The sequence below is a fragment of the Pseudomonas sp. RIT411 genome, assembly GCF_003057735.2.
Taxonomy (GTDB): Bacteria; Pseudomonadota; Gammaproteobacteria; order Pseudomonadales; family Pseudomonadaceae; genus Chryseomonas; species Chryseomonas oryzihabitans.
Map to the genome: position 1 here is coordinate 1 of NZ_QBIZ02000029.1, position 17,508 is coordinate 17,508.

The window sequence follows — 17,508 nt, forward strand, 5'->3', positions numbered from 1 at the left end:
TCGCAAGCCTGTCGACGGAGCGCCAGACGACGCTCCGCTGCGAAAGGTGCCGTCGCTCCAGCAACGGGTTCACGGACCGGCCAACATGAGGGCACGGGACCCGAGAGATGCGACGGACACTTCGGTAATAACGCAAAAGGTCTGAGGCACAAAGGCTTTTTTTGGCGGTAAGCGGTTTTTTTCGCGGACCGGTATTTCCTGCTGCCTGGCCTGGCAACCTCGCCCCGGGAGCGTGGTCAATACCTATCGATCCCATCGGCAAGGTCCACTGGAGCCCAGCGGCGGAGGCTTCTAGAATGGCGCCTCGCCAAGAGGAGCCAAGCCGATGCTGATGGTGATTTCACCCGCCAAGACGCTGGACTACAGCACGCCGCCGAGCACGTCCCGCCATACCCTGCCGCAATACCTGGAGCACTCCCGTGAGCTGATCGACGGACTCCGGCAGCTCGCGCCGGCGGAGGTCGCCGCGCTCATGGGGGTGTCCGACAAGATCGCCACCCTCAATGTCGCCCGCTTCGGCAGCTGGACCCCGGACTTCACACCGGAGAATGCCAAGCAGGCGCTACTGGCCTTCAAGGGCGACGTCTACACCGGCCTGGCCGCCGAAGACTTCCAGGAAGAGGATTTCGACTTCGCCCAGCGCCACCTGCGCATGCTTTCCGGACTCTATGGCCTGTTGCGGCCGCTGGACCTGATGCAACCCTATCGCCTGGAGATGGGCACCAAGTTCGCCAACGCACGCGGCAAGGACCTCTACGCCTTCTGGGGCGAGCGCATCAGCGACTGGCTCAAGGCGGATCTTGCGGCTCAGGGTGACGATGTCCTGCTGAATCTGGCCTCGAACGAGTATTTCAGCGCGGTGCGCCGCGCGCGCCTGCAGGCCCGGGTCGTGGACGTGGAGTTTCGCGATCTCAAGAATGGCGACTACAAGATCATCAGCTTCTACGCCAAGAAGGCCCGCGGCCTCATGGCGCGGCACGTGATCAAGCAGCGCGTCACTGCGGTGGACGACCTGCGCGACTTCGACGACCAGGGTTATCGCTATTCGAGCGAGCGATCCGGCCCAGACAAGCTGGTATTCTTGCGAGATAAACCTCTTGAATAGCCAGATAATCGACGGATGGCAACGAAGGATGTCTGCTTTGCCTTCAAACTGGTTAAGCAGTCACAATGAGCAGGATGAGTCCGTGAAAGACTGTCATCTCCCTCCAATAAAAAGGTTTCAGCCCCGTAGCGGAGACGTTTCAGGCGCGAAAAGTTGCCGGACATCTCAAAACCGCTGCCTTTCCGGAAAAAGGAAAATTCGCTGAGAACCACTTTCGTTTGATTCTGTCTTTGTCTGGTCCTTGCCCTGGGTCATGCTGGCCAAAGGCAATCAGTCCGCACGTTCAATTTGTACCGGTCGACCTGTCGGCCGGTTGATCTTTCGAAGCATGGACGCTTCGTCCCGACCTCAGGGACAGCGGCCACAAATCAGCAGACGCTGAAGGAGTAACGCCCATGATTCCCGTCATCCTGTCCGGTGGTAGCGGCTCGCGACTCTGGCCCCTCTCGCGCAAGCTCTACCCCAAGCAGTTCCTGGCACTGACCAGCGAACAGACCATGTTCCAGGAGACCATCAATCGCCTGGGCTGCGAGGGCAGCATCGATTGCCCCATCATCGTCTGCAACGCCGAACACCGTTACCTGGTGGAAGAGCAGCTCAAGGCCGTCGAGTGCAAGCCGCAGGCGCTGATCATGGAGCCCTTCGGTCGCAACACCGCGCCGGCCGTGGCCATCGCCGCCATGCAACTGGTCGCTGACGGCAAGGACGACCTGATGCTGGTGCTGCCCGCCGATCACGTGATCGAGGACGAAGCCGAATTCAAGGCCGCCCTGCAACAGGCCGCCGCCGCCGCCGAGCGTGGCGAGATGGTGCTGTTCGGTATCCCGGCCACCGCGCCCGAAACCGGCTACGGCTACATCAAGACCGGCTCCAACGACGGTCTGCCCCAGGGCGTTTCCCGCGTCGAGCGCTTCGTCGAGAAGCCCGATGCCGTCACCGCCACCGAATACGTGGCTTCCGGCGACTACTGCTGGAACAGCGGCATCTTCCTGTTCCGCGCCAGCCGTTTCCTGGAAGAGCTGAAGAAGCACGACACCGACATCTATGACACCTGCCTACTGGCGCTGGAGCGCAGCAGCATCGACGGCATCAACATCAGCATCGATGCCGCCACCTTCGCCGTCTGCCCGGACAACTCCATCGACTACGCCGTGATGGAAAAGACCACCCGCGCCTGCGTGGTGCCCATGAGCGCCGGCTGGAACGACGTCGGTTCCTGGTCCGCGCTGTGGGACGTGCATGCCAAGGACAACAACGGCAACGTCATCAAGGGCGACGTCGTCCTGCATGACAGCCGCAACTGCCTGGTGCACGGCAACGGCAAGCTGGTGACCCTGGTCGGTCTGGACGACGTGGTCGTGGTGGAAACCAAGGACGCCGTCATGATCGCCCACAAGGACAAGGTCCAGGACGTCAAGAAGCTGGTCAACACCCTCGAGAAGCAGAACCGCAACGAGGTCAAGGCCCACCAGGAAGTCTTCCGTCCCTGGGGTTCCTACGACTCCATCGACATGGGCCAGCGTTTCCAGGTCAAGCGCATCACCGTCAAGCCGGGCGCCCAGCTGTCGCTGCAGATGCACCACCACCGTGCCGAGCACTGGATCGTGGTCTCGGGTACCGCCGAGGTCACCTGTGACGACAAGGTTTTCCTGCTGACCGAAAACCAGTCCACCTACCTGCCGATGACCTCCGTGCACCGCCTGGCCAACCCCGGCAAGGTACCGCTGGAGCTGATCGAAGTGCAGTCCGGTGGCTATCTGGGCGAGGACGACATCGTCCGCTTCGAAGACATCTATGGCCGCGTCGACACCCAGGCCCTGGAAGTCGCCAAGGCAGGCAAGGCGTCGACCCGCTAAGCCTCGCTGTACGGCAATGAACAGACACCGGCTCCGGCCGGTGTCTGCGTTTTCGGCAGCCGCTCGGCAAAACCGGTTAGGCTTGTCGTTTCCCCTTTCGCCATCGGATCCGCCGCATGACCGCTCCCACCCTGCTCCGCCTCGATCAACTGGACGAGGCCCTGGCCGCCTACGACGGCTTCATCCTCGACCTCTGGGGCGTGCTGATCGACGGCTACGAAACCTTTCCCGGCGCTCGCGCCTGGCTGGAGCGCCGCGCCGCCGAAGGCAAGCCGGTGTGGTTCCTCAGCAATGCCTCGCGCGATGCGGACGGCATGGTCGAAGAACTGGGCAAGCTGGGCGTGCCGGGCGAGCTCTTCGCCGGCATCACCACCTCGGGTCAGTTGGCCATCGATGCCTTTCAGCAGGACCCGACCTTCAGCGAAGGCGGCATCTACCTCTCCGGCCCTGGCACCGGCCAGGTGGGCTGGCCCGCGGAAATCCGCGCGCGCTTCGTCGAGGACATCGAGCAGGCGGCCATCATCCTGGGCGTCGGCAGCTTTCCGGAAGACGAACTGGAGGCGCGCTTCGCGCCCCTGGCCACGGCGCTGGACAAGCCTTTTCTCTGCGCCAATCCGGATCGCAACGTGGTGTCCGGGGGTCTACCCTTCTATGCAGCCGGCAAGCTGGCCGATCGCTTCGCTGCTTTAGGTGGCGCGGTCACCTGGTATGGCAAGCCCGATCCCTATGCCTTCCATTGCGCGGCAGGCGCCCTGGCCGAGCGTGGCGCCAAGCGTCTGCTGTTCGTGGGCGACTCGCTGGTGACCGATGTACCCGGCGCGGTGGCGGCGGGCATCGACTGCCTCTGGCTGGCGGCCACCGGCATCCACCGCGAGACCCTTGGTCTGGACTTCAACCAGGAGCCGACCCGCGAGGGACTCGAGCCGCTGCTCAGGCAACATCCCGAGCGGCCGCGCTTCGCCGCGGCTGGTCTGGCCTAATCCTTTCCGCACGCCGAGGTATCGATGAGCAAGAAGCACGTAGTGGTCTTCAACCGCCTGCCCGAAACGCTGGTGGAACGTTTGCGCGAACATTTCTCCGTCGAGGTGATTCCCGCCAGTGCCAACATCGACCTGTTCGCCGCTTCCGCAGCCAAGGCCCAGGGCCTGATCGGCGCCAGTCGCAAGCTGGGCGAGAAGGAGCTGGAAATGGCCACGACCCTGGAAGCCATCGCCAGCGTCTCGGTCGGCTACGACAGCTATGACGTGGACTACCTGACCGAGCGCGGCATCCTGCTCACCAATACCCCGGACGTGCTCACCGATACCACCGCCGACCTCGGCTTCACCCTGCTGGTGAGCGCCGCCCGGCGGGTGCCGGAGCTGGACGCCTTCGTCAAGGCCGGACACTGGCGCAAGGGTATCGGCGAAGAACACTTCGGCACCGACATCCATGGCCGTACGCTGGGCATCGTCGGCGCCGGTCGCATCGGCGCGGCCATCGCCAAGCGTGGCCACTTCGGCTTCGACATGCCGATCCTCTATACCGCCAACAGCGCCAAGCCCGAACTGGAAGAGCAGATGGGTGCCCAGCGCCGCGCGCTGGACGACTTGCTTAAGGAAGCCGACTTCATCTGCCTGGTGGTGCCCCTGTCGGCCGCCACCGAAGGCCTCATCGGCGCCCGTGAACTGGGGCTGATGAAGTCCAGCGCCATCCTGATCAACCTGGCGCGCGGCCCGGTCATCGACGAGCCGGCGCTGATCGAGGCGCTGCGCCAGGGCCAGATCCGCGGCGCCGGCCTGGACGTCTATACTCGCGAGCCGCTGGAAGCCTCGCCGCTGTTCGAACTGCCCAACGTGGTCACCCTGCCGCACATCGGCTCGGCCACCCACGAGACCCGCTACGCCATGGCCGAACGCGCGGTGAACAACCTGATCGCGGCCCTCACCGGTGAGCGCCCGACCGACCTGGTCAATCCGGCGGCGCTGGACCGCCGCTAGGCGCTGATCGCCCACCGTCGACCCAGGTGGCGTGCCGTCCGGGCGCTTAAAGGCTATACTGCCGCGCCGCTCTCGGGTCGGCCGCCCTGGCCGGGTGGGCCTCTCTCAGTGTGTCAGGCCACCCCTCCGATCGGGCTCCTTCGCGGCCCGGTCCGTGCGACCCGAATTGCGCGCCCGTCTCGCCACCGCTGTGGCCGAGACGCAAGAAACCGCCAAGAGGAGCGCGTACATGACCGTGATCAAGCAGGATGACCTGATCCAGAGCGTTGCCGACGCCCTGCAGTTCATCTCCTATTACCACCCCGTCGATTTCATCCAGGCCATGCACGAGGCCTATCTGCGCGAAGAATCCGCCGCCGCGCGCGATTCCATCGCCCAGATCCTGATCAACTCGCGGATGTGCGCCACCGGCCACCGGCCGATCTGCCAGGACACCGGCATCGTCACCGTCTTCGCCAAGGTCGGCATGGACGTGCGCTGGGACGGCGCCACCCTGAGCCTGGACGAGATGATCAACGAAGGCGTGCGCCGCGCCTACAACCTGCCGGAAAACGTCCTGCGCGCCTCGATCCTGGCCGACCCGGCCGGTGCCCGCAAGAACACCAAGGACAACACCCCGGCGGTGATCCACTACCAGATCGTCCCCGGCAACACCGTGGAGATCGACGTCGCGGCCAAGGGCGGCGGCTCCGAGAACAAGTCGAAGATGGCCATGCTCAACCCGTCCGACTCCATCGTCGACTGGGTGCTCAAGACCGTGCCGACCATGGGCGCCGGCTGGTGCCCGCCGGGCATGCTGGGCATCGGCATCGGCGGGACCGCCGAGAAGGCCGCGGTGCTGGCCAAGGAATCGCTGATGGACGAGATCGACATCCATGAGCTGAAGGCCCGCGGTCCGCAGAATCGCCTGGAAGAGCTGCGCCTGGAGATCTTCGACAAGGTCAACCAACTGGGCATCGGTGCCCAGGGCCTGGGCGGCCTGACCACGGTACTGGACGTCAAGATCAAGGACTACCCGACCCACGCCGCCTCCCTGCCGGTGTGCATGATCCCCAACTGCGCCGCCACCCGTCACGCCCACTTCGTACTCGACGGCTCCGGCCCCGCCAGCCTGGAAGCCCCGCCGCTGGACGCCTATCCGGAAATCGTCTGGGAAGCCGGTCCGAGTGCCCGTCGGGTCAATCTGGACACCCTGACCCCGGAAGAGGTGCAGAGCTGGCAGCCGGGCGAGACCGTGCTGCTCAACGGCAAGATGCTGACCGGTCGCGATGCCGCCCACAAGCGCATGGTCGACATGCTCAACAAGGGCGAGCCGCTGCCGGTGGACCTCAAGGGCCGCTTCATCTACTACGTCGGCCCGGTCGATCCGGTGGGCGACGAGGTGGTCGGCCCGGCCGGTCCCACCACGGCGACCCGCATGGACAAGTTCACCCGCCAGATCCTCGACCAGACCGGTCTGCTGGGCATGATCGGCAAGTCCGAGCGCGGCCCCATCGCCATCGAGGCGATCAAGGACCACAAGGCCGTCTACCTGATGGCCGTCGGCGGCGCCGCCTACCTGGTGGCCCAGGCCATCAAGGGCGCTCAGGTCCTGGCCTTCCCGGAACTGGGGATGGAAGCCATCTATGAGTTCGAGGTGAAGGACATGCCGGTGACCGTGGCCGTGGACACCCGTGGCGAGTCGGTGCACATCACCGGTCCGCAGGTGTGGCAGAAGAAGATCGCCGACAGCCTGGCCGTCGAGATCTAAGCGCCCGTCGCGACAGAAAAGCCCAGCCTCAGTGCTGGGCTTTTTCTTTGGGCGCACGTCCGTCAGCCGGTGGGAGCACTGCCGACCGGCCGAGGTCGCATGGAGACCATCCCCGACCCCGGAGCCCCCATGCCCACTCTTCCCAGCGATTCCGTCTGCAGCCTGGCCCCCGTCTTCGCCGTCCAGCCCGATCAGCTCGAAGCCTTCAAGCGCCTGGGCGAGGCCATGCTGGAGCGCACCCGCAACGAACCCGGCTGCCTCTACTACGGCTTCTGTTATGACGGCACCACGGCGCGTTGCCGCGAAGGCTATCGCGATGCCCAGGCGCTGCTGGCGCACCTGGACAACGTCGGCGACCTGCTGGAGCAGGCCCAGGCCATCGCCACCCTGGAACGCTTCGAGGTATTCGGTGCGGCCGATCAGCTGGAGCAGCTACGCGAGCCGCTGGCGGCCCTGAACGCCCGTTTCTTCGTCATGGCCGCAGGCTTCCGCCGCTAGACCGGGGCGGCTGCTGCGGCGGCGCCAGGCGCGGCAGCAGCACCGCGAGGATGCGCTTGCGGGTCGGCACCACCAGCCGCTCCTGGAACAGCACGCAGAGCACCACCACCGCCAGCAGGAACAGCCAGTACCACTCGATGGAGTTGGTATAGGCCCCGGCGGCGGCGATGCAGACCTCGCGATCGCCACTGAGGCAGGCCTTTAGATTGCCGCCGATCAGCTGCTCCAGGGTCATGTAGATCCCCGACAGGGGCACGTGCAGGGCGAACATCGACAGCGACGCACCGCCGAGTCGTGGCGACCAGTGGCGGATGCGTTCGCTGGCCGGCTCCTGCGCCAGCGCGGCCAGATAGACCAGGATCAGCTGCGACGGCAGGAACAGCCCGTTGTGGAACAGGAAGTACCAGAACTTGGGTCCATGGGTGAACAGCGCCGTGCCCAGGGCGAAACTCAGGATCAGGTAGCTCGCCAGCAGCAGCCGCTGCCGCTCCGAGGGTATCCAGCCCCGCGCGTGCTGGCGGCGGAAGATGGCGTACAGCAGGATGCCGGCGAGAAACTCCGGCAGCCGGAACAGCGGCACGCGCTGCAGCAGGCCGGTAAAGGGCATGCCGTAGTTCTGGTGCAGGATCACCAGCAGCGGCGGAATCAGATAGAGCACCCAGACCAGCAGCAACAGCTGCCAGGGGCGCTCGCTGGTCATCAGCCGCGGGGCCAGCTTGGGAAAGGTCAGGTAGAAGAAGAACAGCGCCGAGATCGACCAGAGCGGTGCGTTGAAGGTCAGGTAGTAGGGATTCCAGGCCTGCAGCATGAACAGCTGCAGCACGGCATTGAAGGCCAGCTCCGCGTTGGTCATGAAGTGCTGGAACAGCTCGGGGTTGGTCCGGGCCAGGGGCTCGTTGGTGTCGAACACCACGAAGCGGATGCTCGCCGTGGCGGCGCCCGGCGGAATGCCCAGACTGCCGATCCAGGTCACCACCGCCATCGCCAGCAGCAGGGCGAAGATGTGGATCGGATAGAGGTTGGCGAAACGCTTGACCCAGAAACTGCGCGCCGGCTCGCGCAGGCTGCCGCGGCCGCAATAGACGTGGGCGAGCAGAAAGCCGGAGAGCACGAAGAAGGTACTGGTGGCGAAGAAGCCCATGCTGGTGATCTCGTCCAGCAGGGGGATGGTCTTGCGCTCGGGATAGAAATGGATGGTGTGGTAGACGACCACATAGAAACCCATCAGGAACCTGAGCCACTCCAGACCGATGAAGCGGTGTTTATCTAAAGTCTGCACTAAGGCGTTACTCGTCTGGCCTCGTCCGCGGGACGATGGGTCCGGCCTACAGCGCCGGATCGGTTATGTTACCCGCACCTGACACCCGGGGCTGCTAACCGCGCCCCAGTACACCGATCACCAGGCGATCCAGCGAACCCCAGAGCCACTCGCGTGCGCGCCGCCACCAGGGCCGACTGCGCCAGAATTCCAGGGTGATCTCGCGACTCTGGGCGAAATCCTTGACGAAGCTGGCCGCCACCGCCTGACTCAGGCCGCGATCCACCGCCTCGACATTGGCCTCCAGGTTGAACCTCAGATTCCAGTGATCGAAATTGCAGGAGCCGACGCTGACCCAGTTGTCCACCAGGACCATCTTGGCGTGGATGAATCGCGGCTGGTATTCGTAGATGCGCACACCGGCGCGCAACAGGCTGCGGTAGTAGCGCTGCCCGGCGAAACGCACCGGTGGATTGTCGGTGTGCCGACCGGTAAGCAGCAGCCGCACGTCGGCGCCACGCCGCGCGGCCCGTCGCAAGGCCCAGCGCACGCGCCAGGTCGGGAGGAAATAGGGGGTAGCGAACCAGATGCGTTCGCGGCCGCCCACCAGGGCGCGAATCAGCGCCTGCAGGATGTCGCGGTGCTGACGGGCATCGGCATAGGCGACCCGGCCCTGCCCTTCCTGGGCGGCAGGCGGCGGTGGCGGTCGCTCGCGACCCCGCCGCGGGCGTGGCTTCCAGGCGCGGCGGCGACCCACCGCTTCCCATTGCCGTTCGAACAGCGCCAGCCAGTCCTCCACCAGGGGTCCCTGGATGCGTACCATCACCTCGTGCCAGTTGCAGTCGCTCTTGGCCGGATCCCAGAAGTCATCGGTCGCGCCGCTGCCACCGACGAAGGCCTCCTCGCCGTCGATGATGAAGATCTTGCGATGGTCGCGGTGCAGGTTGTGCAAGCCGTGACCGAAGCGCACGGGGTTGAAGATGCGCAGCTCGGCGCCCGCCTCTTCCAGCTGGCGGCGCAAGCCGGCGTCCATGCGCAGGGTGCCGAAGCCATCGAACAGGCAACGCACCGCGACGCCGCGTCGGGCCGCTTCGGTCAGGGCCACGAGCAACTGCTCGGAGCAACTGCCGGCTTCCACCAGATAGAGTTCGACATCGATCCGGCGGCTGGCGCCCGCGATGGATTCGAGCATGGCCGGAAAGAACCGACCGCCGTCCACCAGCAATTCGAACCTGTTGTTTTCCCGCCATGGAAAGACGGCGCCCCGCATGCTTCCTACTCCGTGCCTGTGGCCATTGCATAAGAAGGCGCGGACGGGGGTTCGTTCAGTGGCAGGCGTGGTTTGGCTGGCCAGGGGAGCACCGCCGGCTCTGGCGCGGCGCCTGCTCGACGGCCTGCGCCGATGGACGGAGGGGCCTGCCCCTGGAACAGGCCGTCAGCGCGCCTAGAGCGTGGGCTCGGGGCGTCGGGCGGTCCAGTCCACCTGCTGGGGAAAGCGACCGGTCACCTCGGCGCTCAGCGGCCGGGAGACCAGGAAGCCCTGCATGATCTCGCAGCCGTGCTCGATCAGCCAGTCGCGCTGTTCCAGGGTCTCCACCCCTTCGGCGATGACTTCCAGATCCAGGTTGCGACCCAGTTCGAGGATGGTGCTGACGATGGCGGCGTCGCGGGAGGAATCCAGCATGTTGGCGATGAACAGCTGATCGATCTTGAGGGTGTCGAGTTCGAAGTGGCGCAGATAGGCCAGCGAGGAATAGCCGGTGCCGAAGTCGTCCACCGCGATGCGCACGCCGAGGGCACGCAGTTGCGACAGCTGGGCACGGGTGTAATCGATGTCGTGCATGAGCGCCGACTCGGTCACCTCGATTTCCAGCTGCTCAGGTCGCAGCCCATGGGTCTCGATGATCTGGCGCAGGCTTTCCGCCAGTTGCGGCATGCCGAACTGCACCGGACTGAGGTTGATGCTCAGCAGCAATTCGTCGCCATAGATTTCCTGCAGGGACTGCAGCTTGGTCGCGCCTTCGCGGAAGATCCAGTCGCCGATGCGGTTGATCAGCCGGGTCTCTTCCAGCAGCGGGATGAAGACGCTCGGCGAGACCTTGCCGGCCACCGTGTGCTCCCAGCGCAGCAGCGCCTCGAAGCCGCGCAGGCGGCCGTCGCGCAGATAGACCTGCGGCTGGTAGGCGAGCACGAAGTCCTTGTTGTCGATGGCGTTGCGCACGCTTTCTTCGAGCATCAACCGGGAACGGGCGCGGCCGTTCATGTCCGGCGAGAAGAAGCGGTATTGCTGGCGCCCGCCGCGCTTGGCCTCGTACATGGCGATGTCGGCGGATCTCAGCAGGCCGTCCACGGTATGGCCGCAGTCGGGATAGCTGGCGATGCCGATGCTGGCGCCCAGGCTGACTTCCATGCCGTCGATGCGATGCACCGTGGCCAGCAGCTCCAGCAGCTTCTCGGCCACGCGGGCAGCGTCCTCCGGATGCTCCAGGGAATCGAGCAGCGCGGTGAATTCGTCACCGCCCATGCGCGCCAGGATGTCGTAGGGCCGCATGCAGCTCTTGAGCTGCTCGGCGACGATGCACAGCACCCGATCCCCGGCTTCGTGACCGAGGGAATCGTTGATGCGCTTGAAGCCGTCGAGATCGATGTAGAGCACCGCCATGCGCTTGCCGTTGCGGCCGCTGCGCGCCAGCGCCGCTTCCAGCGTCTGGTTGAAGCCGCGGCGATTGAGCAGACCGGTCAGGGCATCGGTGACGGCCTGGGATTCCAGCTGGTCCTGCAGCTCGCGCATGCGCGACATGTCCAGGGCGATGATGACCATGGCCCGCTGCATGCGCGGCAGCGGCGCGCAGGACAGCGCCACCGGCAGGCTGTCGCCACGATTGGTGCGCAGGCGGGCATCGTGCAGGCGATAGGTCTCGCGGCGGTCGTAGTGCTCCATGAAGGGCGAGGTCTGCCAGTCGTCGAGACCGCTGCCGCCTTCGAGGAAGTCGAGGAAATTGGCGTGCACCAGGTCGCTGACGCTGCATCTCAGCATGCGGGCGATGGCGGCGTTGGCGAAGGTCACCCGGCCCTGTTCATTGACGGTGAGGATGCCTTCGGCGGCATTGTCGAGCAGCGAATCGCTGAAGGACTTGGCCAGTTCCAGCTGCTGGGTGGCCTGCAGCAATTCGCGGCGATTGCGCTCGTGATCGAGCAGCGAGCGCACCTTGTGCCTGAGGATATTGGGATCGACCGGCTTGAGCAGATAGTCGACCGCGCCGGTGGCATAGCCCCGCAGGACAGATTCGTAGGAGTGGGCTTCGGCGGAGACGAAGATGATCGGGGTGAAGCGGGTGCGCAGGTTGCTGCGCATGATGCGCGCCACCTCGAAGCCGTCCATGATCGGCATCTGGACGTCGAGCAGCACCAGATCCACGGTTTCGTCCAGCAGGTATTGCAGGGCACGCTCACCCGAAGCGGCCGTGATCACCCGCCAGTTTCCGACCTCCAGTACCGCCTGCATGGCGAGCAGGTTCTCCAGGCGGTCGTCGACAACCAGCAACACCGGACCTTGCTCTGTCTGCGGCAACGGGCACTCCATCAAGCCTCTTCTCCCCGCGGCCTCTGCCGCCGTGCAGCAGCCATGCGCGGCTGGCTACCTCTTCCCGTCGTGACCGTTATGCGACGCGTCGCTCTCAACCCTACTAGGGTAGCAGCCGGACAGGGGTCTGCCGCCTGCCGATTGGCAGGCGGGACCCTTCGCGACGTCTATCAGAGCGCAAAATGAAAAAGCAGTTTCCGCCAGGCTGCCCGAAGGCGCGGAAACTGCCGGTCGCCGGCGACGAGCGGTCGCTACTGGGCGGGGGTGCCGGTGGCTCCGGGCAGGGGGCGCAGATTGACTTCGACGCGGCGATTCTGCGCGCGGCCATCGGCGGTGGCGTTGCTGGCGATGGGGGCATCGGGACCGGCGCCCCGGGTGCTCAGGCGCGCCGCGGGCACGCCCTGGGCGGTCAGGTAGCCGGCAACGTTCTGCGCCCGGCGCTGGGACAGCTCGACGTTGTGGGCACGGCTGCCGGTGCTGTCGGTGTAGCCGACGATCTCGATGCTGTTCTGATCGAATTGCTTGAAGGAATTGGCCAGGTCGTTCAGCGGCTTGTAGAAGCTGTTGGCGATATCGGCGGAATCGGTGGCGAAGGTGATGTTGCCGGGCATGATCAGCTTGATGTCGTCGCCCTGGCGCTGCACCTCGACGCCGGTGTTTTCCATCTGCCGGCGCAACTCGGCTTCCTGGCGATCGGCGTAATAGCCGTAACCAGCGGCGGCCGCACCCACGGCGGCGGCGCCGATCAGCGCACCCTTGCCGCGGTGGTTGTGATCGATGGCGGCACCGGCGACGGCACCGGCCAGGGCACCCAGGCCGCCGTACTTGGCGGTCTTGGAGGTACCACCGCTGGCCTGACCCTGGTTTTCGTAGGGATTGGGGGATGCGCATCCGGCCAGGGTGGCCAGGGCCAGGCTGGCGAGAAGGATACGGGTGGGCAGCGCCATGTCTTTGCTCCTTGGAAATCCATTGCGGCGAATGGGGCCGCACCCGGCAATTCTAGCCGCGTGATCTGAATCGCAACTGAACGAAGCGGCGCTCGCAGACACTTATCGCGATAGTGAGCCTCTAAGTCCGCGATAGGCAGAATCGAAGATGGATAGCTTGCATATCGATTTTTCGCGATCTAAGGTTCGTTACAACCCAATATGACGATGCGACCGTGATGGACGAGATCCTCAAAGCCCTGGCCAATCCCCTGCGCCGCCAGATCCTCGGCTGGCTGCGCGATCCCCGGCAGTATTTCCCGCACCAGGAACACGACCTGGGTACGGGCGTCTGTGCCGGACAGATCGAAGCCCGTGCCGGACTCTCGCAGTCCACGGTCTCGGCGCACCTGGCGGTGTTGACCCGGGCTGGCCTGGTCACCACGCGGCGCATCGGCCAATGGGTGTTCTACCAACGCGACGAGGCCGCCATCCAGGCCTTTCTGCAACGTCTCGCCCGCGAACTCTAGTCTGCAAGGAATCCTGATGCCCGCTTCTCTCATCGTGCTGGCGCTGAGCGCTTTCGCCATCGGCACCACCGAATTCGTCATCATGGGGCTGCTGCCCAACGTCGCCGCCGATCTCGGCGTATCCATTCCCAGCGCCGGCTGGCTGGTCACTGGCTATGCCCTGGGCGTGGCCGTCGGCGCGCCCTTCATGGCACTGGCCACCGCCCACTGGCCGCGCAAGCGCGCCCTGCTCGCCCTGATGGGCATCTTCATCGTCGGCAACCTGCTCTGCGCCATTGCCAGCGGCTACAACATGCTGATGCTGGCGCGGGTGGTCACCGCTCTCTGCCATGGCGCCTTCTTCGGCATCGGCGCGGTCGTGGCGGCGAGCCTGGTCCCGGAGAATCGCCGCGCCTCGGCGGTGGCCCTGATGTTCACCGGTCTGACCCTGGCCAATGTGCTGGGCGTGCCCCTGGGTACCGCCCTCGGCCAGGCCGCCGGCTGGCGCTCGACCTTCTGGGCGGTGGTGGCGATCGGCGTGGTCGCCCTGATCGGTCTCTGGCGGGTGCTGCCGGCCGACCGCAACCAGCCACGCGCCGACCTGCGCCGGGAATTGCTCGCCTTGCGCGGCTTGGGCTTCTGGCTGGCGCTGTCGATAACGGTGTTCTTCGCCGCCTCCATGTTCGCCCTCTTCACCTATGTGGCGCCGCTGCTGCAGGAGGTAACCGGCGTCTCGCCGCGTGGCGTCACCGGTACCCTGCTGCTGATCGGTCTGGGCCTGACCCTGGGCAACTTCATCGGCGGTCGACTGGCCGACTGGCGCCTGGCCACCAGCCTGGTGGGCATCTTTGTCGCCCTGGCCCTGACCTCCGCCGCCCTGCGCTGGACCGGCCATGCCTTCCTGCCCGCCGAGATCACCCTCTTCCTCTGGGCCGCGGCCGCCTTCGCCGCCGTGCCGGCCCTGCAGATCAACGTGGTCACCTTCGGCAAGGACGCGCCGAATCTGGTCTCGACCCTCAACATAGGCGCCTTCAACGTGGGCAATGCCCTCGGCGCCTGGGTCGGTGGCCTGGTGATCGACCACGGCCTGGGTCTTACCGCGGTACCCCTCGCCGCCAGCGGGCTCGCCCTGCTGGCCCTTATCGCCACCCTGCTGACCGCCAGCCAGGCCCGCAAGAGCGGCCTGGCGACCGCCAGCTAATCAAGAGAGCTAGCCATGACTCAGCTGTTCGACCCGATCAAGATCGGCGCCCTGGAACTGCCCAACCGCGTCATCATGGCGCCCCTCACCCGCTGCCGCGCCGAACCGGGCCGGGTCCCGGGCGACCTGATGGTCGAGTACTACGTGCAACGCGCATCCGCCGGCCTGATCATCACCGAGGCCACCTCGGTGGACCCCATGGGCGTGGGCTATCCCGACACCCCCGGCATCTGGTCCGACGAGCAGGTGGCCGGCTGGCAGCGCGTCACCACCGCCGTGCACAAGGCTGGTGGCCGCATCGTGCTGCAACTCTGGCACGTGGGCCGCATCTCCGACCCCAGCTATCTCGACGGCGAACTGCCGGTGGCGCCGAGCGCCATCGCCGCCCAGGGCCACGTTAGCCTGCTGCGCCCCAAGCGTGACTATGTCACCCCGCGGGCACTGGAAACCGCCGAGATCCCCGGCATCGTCGCTGCCTACCGGCATGGCGCCGAGAACGCCAAGCGCGCCGGCTTCGATGGCGTCGAGGTCCACGGGGCCAATGGCTATCTGCTCGACCAGTTCCTGCAGAGCGACACCAACCAGCGCACCGACAACTACGGCGGCTCCATCGAGAATCGCGCTCGGCTGCTGCTGGAAGTGACCGATGCCTGCATCGACGTCTGGGGCGCCGATCGCGTCGGCGTGCACCTGTCCACCCGTGGCGACATGCACACCATGGGCGACAACGACCCTGCCGCCACCTTTGGCCATGTCGCCCGCGAGCTCGGCCAGCGCCAGGTCGCTTTCATCTGCATCCGCGAAGCGGCCGGCAGCGACAGCCTCGGCCCGGACCTCAAGGCGGCCTTCGGTGGCGTCTACATCGCCAACGAGAAATTCGACAAGGCCAAGGCCAATGCCTGGCTGGCAGAAGGCAAGGCCGATGCCGTGGCTTTTGGCGTGCCTTTCATCGCCAACCCGGACCTGCCGCAACGCCTGGAACAGGACGCCGCGCTGAACGAGCCGCACCCGGACACCTTCTACAGCAAGGGCCCGGTCGGCTACATCGACTATCCGCGGCTGTAGGTTTTTCCGTGGATAAAAAAGCCCGCCGGTTGGCGGGCTTTTTTTGTGCCGATATCGCGGCCATGGCGGTCCTCCGATGCGGCCGCTCCTACAGGTGTTCGGTGCCCCTGTAGGAGCGGTCGCTACGGCGCACCGGCATGGCCGCGATTGGATTACACCATTTGTCTCAAACGCCCCCAGGCCAGAACGCCCGGATCGCCGCCACGCCCTGGGCGCCGGCCTGCCAGGCGCTGTTGAGGTCGTCCTCGCCCAGCCCGCCCAGCAGATAGGCCGGCAGGTTGCAGTCGGCCAGCAGCTGCTGGGCCTTGACCCAGCCCAGGGTCGGGGCACCGGGATGGCTCGCGGTGGGCATCACTGGCGACAGGGTGACGAAGTCCACCCCCATCTGCTGGGCCAAGGCCAGTTCCTCGGCGTCATGGCAGGAAGCCGCCAGCAGCCGCTGCGCCGGAAAAGGCCGGCCATTGGGCGCATAGCGGCGCAACTGCTCGGCGGTCAGGTGCCAGCCAGCCGCGGGGAAATCGCCCAGCCACTCCAGCGGGCCCTTGAGCATCAACTGGGCGCGGCCGGTACAGAGGCCCTGGACATCGCCGGCCAGATCGCGGTACTGGGGATCGAAGTTGTCCGGCGTGCGCAGCTGGACCAGGCGGATGCCGCTGTCCAGCGCCCGGTGCAGGCCATTGAGCAATTCCGCGGTGGTCAGCTCGCCGGGGGTGATGAGGTAGCGCTCGGGCAGCCGCGCCGCCTGGACGATGGGCCGGTTGGCCGCCGGGAAGTCGTAGTCGGCCAGTTCGCGAGGCACGACCCAGGCCAAGGGCTGGCCTTCGGCGCCATGGGCGTCACCGGTGAAGGCGTCCACCTGCCAGACATCCAGCAGGACCGCCTGGTCGGGATAGTCGTGGCGCACCTGCAGCAGCGGCCGCGCCCTTGTCACCTGGATGCCCAGTTCCTCGGCCAGTTCGCGGGCGAGGGCCGCGGCCGGAGCCTCACCGGCCTCGACCTTGCCTCCGGGGAATTCCCAGAGACCACCCTGGTGCTTGTGCGCCGGGCGCTGGGCGATGAGGATCCGGCCCTGGGGGTCGCGGATCACCGCGGCGACGACATGCAGACGAGTCATGCGCTCTGCTCCTCGGTTTCGGCCTCCGCCAGCCAGCGCTGGAAGGCCGGCCAGGCGTAGATGGTTTCGACATAGGCGGCCGCCTCGGCCGACAGTTCCACCCCGTAGCTGCGGAAGCGACTGGCGACCGGGGCATAGAAGGCATCGGCGATGGTCGGCGTACCGAACAGATAGGGACCCTGCTGGCCGTAGCGTTCGCGGCATTCGCGCCACAGGCGCTGGATGCGCTGGATGTCTTCCACCGCCTCGGCGGTGGTCGACTTCAACCGCTGCCGGCGACGCAGATCCATGGGCAGTTCGCGGCGCAGGGCCAGGAAGCCGCTGTGCATCTCGGCGCACAGCGCCCGGGCATGGGCGCGGGCCAGGGTCTCGGCGGGCCACAGCCCGGCGTCGGGATAGGCCTCGGCGAGGTATTCGACGATGGCCAGGGAATCCCAGATGGTGCCCTCGGCCAGCTTGAGCACCGGCACCTTGCCGGTGGGCGACTGGGCCTTGAGCAAGGCGCGGCTGTTGGGCGCATAGAGCGGGATCGACACCTCTTCAAAGGCGGCGCCGCTGAGCTCCATGGCCAGCCAGGCCCGCAACGACCAGGAGGAGAAATTCTTGTTGCCGATCACGAGTTGCAGCTGGGACATGCGGGGATTCCTCGAAACGATGCGGCCCG

Annotated in this window: 15 protein-coding genes; 9 read left to right on the forward strand and 6 right to left on the reverse strand. The window is 66.1% G+C overall.

Features of this window, described 5'->3' with window-relative positions:
- The first annotated feature begins 325 nt into the window (after positions 1-325).
- From yaaA to DBY63_RS23760, 6 genes are all read left to right on the forward strand, one after another.
- The gene (yaaA, locus tag DBY63_RS23735) at positions 326-1,105 is read left to right on the forward strand and encodes a peroxide stress protein YaaA (RefSeq protein ID WP_027602990.1); all 780 of its coding nucleotides are present in this window, start codon (positions 326-328) and stop codon (positions 1,103-1,105) included.
- Positions 1,106-1,500: 395 nt separating this feature from the next.
- Positions 1,501-2,961 (forward strand): mannose-1-phosphate guanylyltransferase/mannose-6-phosphate isomerase, encoded by a 1,461-nt coding sequence (locus DBY63_RS23740; protein WP_027598484.1) that lies wholly within the window; start codon positions 1,501-1,503, stop codon positions 2,959-2,961.
- 116 nt (positions 2,962-3,077) lie between these two features.
- The gene (locus DBY63_RS23745; protein WP_108582986.1) at positions 3,078-3,941 is read left to right on the forward strand and encodes a TIGR01459 family HAD-type hydrolase; all 864 of its coding nucleotides are present in this window, start codon (positions 3,078-3,080) and stop codon (positions 3,939-3,941) included.
- A gap of 24 nt (positions 3,942-3,965) precedes the next feature.
- Complete coding sequence (locus tag DBY63_RS23750) at positions 3,966-4,940, forward strand: D-glycerate dehydrogenase (protein ID WP_108582985.1); 975 nt, start codon at positions 3,966-3,968, stop codon at positions 4,938-4,940.
- A 229-nt stretch (positions 4,941-5,169) separates the two neighbouring features.
- Positions 5,170-6,690: a fumarate hydratase gene (locus DBY63_RS23755; RefSeq protein WP_027602987.1), complete on the forward strand. Its 1,521-nt coding sequence runs from the start codon at positions 5,170-5,172 to the stop codon at positions 6,688-6,690.
- A 129-nt stretch (positions 6,691-6,819) separates the two neighbouring features.
- Positions 6,820-7,188: an antibiotic biosynthesis monooxygenase gene (locus DBY63_RS23760; protein WP_027598480.1), complete on the forward strand. Its 369-nt coding sequence runs from the start codon at positions 6,820-6,822 to the stop codon at positions 7,186-7,188.
- Here the strand turns inward: DBY63_RS23760 and DBY63_RS23765 are convergent.
- The 4 genes from DBY63_RS23765 to DBY63_RS23780 form a co-directional block, all read right to left on the reverse strand.
- Positions 7,163-8,467 (reverse strand): acyltransferase, encoded by a 1,305-nt coding sequence (locus DBY63_RS23765; protein ID WP_108582984.1) that lies wholly within the window; start codon positions 8,465-8,467, stop codon positions 7,163-7,165. The genes DBY63_RS23760 and DBY63_RS23765 overlap by 26 nt on opposite strands.
- A gap of 94 nt (positions 8,468-8,561) precedes the next feature.
- Positions 8,562-9,716: a phosphatidylserine/phosphatidylglycerophosphate/cardiolipin synthase family protein gene (locus tag DBY63_RS23770; protein ID WP_027598478.1), complete on the reverse strand. Its 1,155-nt coding sequence runs from the start codon at positions 9,714-9,716 to the stop codon at positions 8,562-8,564.
- Positions 9,717-9,890: 174 nt separating this feature from the next.
- Positions 9,891-12,029: an EAL domain-containing protein gene (locus tag DBY63_RS23775; RefSeq protein ID WP_169853363.1), complete on the reverse strand. Its 2,139-nt coding sequence runs from the start codon at positions 12,027-12,029 to the stop codon at positions 9,891-9,893.
- 251 nt (positions 12,030-12,280) lie between these two features.
- A complete protein-coding gene (locus DBY63_RS23780) occupies positions 12,281-12,976 on the reverse strand; it encodes an OmpA family protein (RefSeq protein WP_007161866.1) in 696 nt (231 codons plus the stop codon).
- Positions 12,977-13,194: 218 nt separating this feature from the next.
- Between DBY63_RS23780 and DBY63_RS23785 the strand changes: the two genes are divergently transcribed.
- The 3 genes from DBY63_RS23785 to DBY63_RS23795 are packed head-to-tail and all read left to right on the forward strand — an operon-like array spanning position 13,195 to position 15,730.
- Complete coding sequence (locus DBY63_RS23785; RefSeq protein WP_007161865.1) at positions 13,195-13,485, forward strand: metalloregulator ArsR/SmtB family transcription factor; 291 nt, start codon at positions 13,195-13,197, stop codon at positions 13,483-13,485.
- 16 nt (positions 13,486-13,501) lie between these two features.
- Complete coding sequence (locus tag DBY63_RS23790) at positions 13,502-14,665, forward strand: MFS transporter (protein WP_108582983.1); 1,164 nt, start codon at positions 13,502-13,504, stop codon at positions 14,663-14,665.
- A 15-nt stretch (positions 14,666-14,680) separates the two neighbouring features.
- Positions 14,681-15,730, forward strand: a complete 1,050-nt coding sequence (locus tag DBY63_RS23795; RefSeq protein WP_027598475.1) for an alkene reductase — start codon at positions 14,681-14,683, stop codon at positions 15,728-15,730.
- A gap of 166 nt (positions 15,731-15,896) precedes the next feature.
- On the opposite strand, the gene DBY63_RS23800 is transcribed toward DBY63_RS23795, so the two are convergent.
- Positions 15,897-16,844 carry a Nudix family hydrolase gene (locus DBY63_RS23800; protein WP_108582982.1) on the reverse strand — a complete coding sequence of 316 codons (948 nt, stop codon included), beginning with the start codon at positions 16,842-16,844 and terminating at the stop codon, positions 15,897-15,899.
- Positions 16,841-17,479: a glutathione S-transferase family protein gene (locus DBY63_RS23805; protein ID WP_027598473.1), complete on the reverse strand. Its 639-nt coding sequence runs from the start codon at positions 17,477-17,479 to the stop codon at positions 16,841-16,843. Before DBY63_RS23805 ends, DBY63_RS23800 begins: the two co-directional genes overlap by 4 nt.
- Between the last annotated feature and the right edge of the window lie 29 nt (positions 17,480-17,508).

Excerpts from the sequence above, each read along its gene's own strand:
- DBY63_RS23790 (WP_108582983.1), top strand. The coding sequence starts at position 13,502 with ATGCCCGCTTCTCTCATCGTGCTGGCGCTGAGCGCTTTCGCCATCGGC.
- DBY63_RS23800 (WP_108582982.1), bottom strand. The coding sequence starts at position 16,844 with ATGACTCGTCTGCATGTCGTCGCCGCGGTGATCCGCGACCCCCAGGGC.
- DBY63_RS23780 (WP_007161866.1), bottom strand. The coding sequence starts at position 12,976 with ATGGCGCTGCCCACCCGTATCCTTCTCGCCAGCCTGGCCCTGGCCACC.
- DBY63_RS23760 (WP_027598480.1), top strand. The coding sequence starts at position 6,820 with ATGCCCACTCTTCCCAGCGATTCCGTCTGCAGCCTGGCCCCCGTCTTC.
- DBY63_RS23795 (WP_027598475.1), top strand. The coding sequence starts at position 14,681 with ATGACTCAGCTGTTCGACCCGATCAAGATCGGCGCCCTGGAACTGCCC.
- DBY63_RS23785 (WP_007161865.1), top strand. The coding sequence starts at position 13,195 with ATGGACGAGATCCTCAAAGCCCTGGCCAATCCCCTGCGCCGCCAGATC.
- DBY63_RS23770 (WP_027598478.1), bottom strand. The coding sequence starts at position 9,716 with ATGCGGGGCGCCGTCTTTCCATGGCGGGAAAACAACAGGTTCGAATTG.
- DBY63_RS23755 (WP_027602987.1), top strand. The coding sequence starts at position 5,170 with ATGACCGTGATCAAGCAGGATGACCTGATCCAGAGCGTTGCCGACGCC.
- yaaA (WP_027602990.1), top strand. The coding sequence starts at position 326 with ATGCTGATGGTGATTTCACCCGCCAAGACGCTGGACTACAGCACGCCG.
- DBY63_RS23750 (WP_108582985.1), top strand. The coding sequence starts at position 3,966 with ATGAGCAAGAAGCACGTAGTGGTCTTCAACCGCCTGCCCGAAACGCTG.
- DBY63_RS23740 (WP_027598484.1), top strand. The coding sequence starts at position 1,501 with ATGATTCCCGTCATCCTGTCCGGTGGTAGCGGCTCGCGACTCTGGCCC.
- DBY63_RS23805 (WP_027598473.1), bottom strand. The coding sequence starts at position 17,479 with ATGTCCCAGCTGCAACTCGTGATCGGCAACAAGAATTTCTCCTCCTGG.
- DBY63_RS23745 (WP_108582986.1), top strand. The coding sequence starts at position 3,078 with ATGACCGCTCCCACCCTGCTCCGCCTCGATCAACTGGACGAGGCCCTG.
- DBY63_RS23775 (WP_169853363.1), bottom strand. The coding sequence starts at position 12,029 with ATGGAGTGCCCGTTGCCGCAGACAGAGCAAGGTCCGGTGTTGCTGGTT.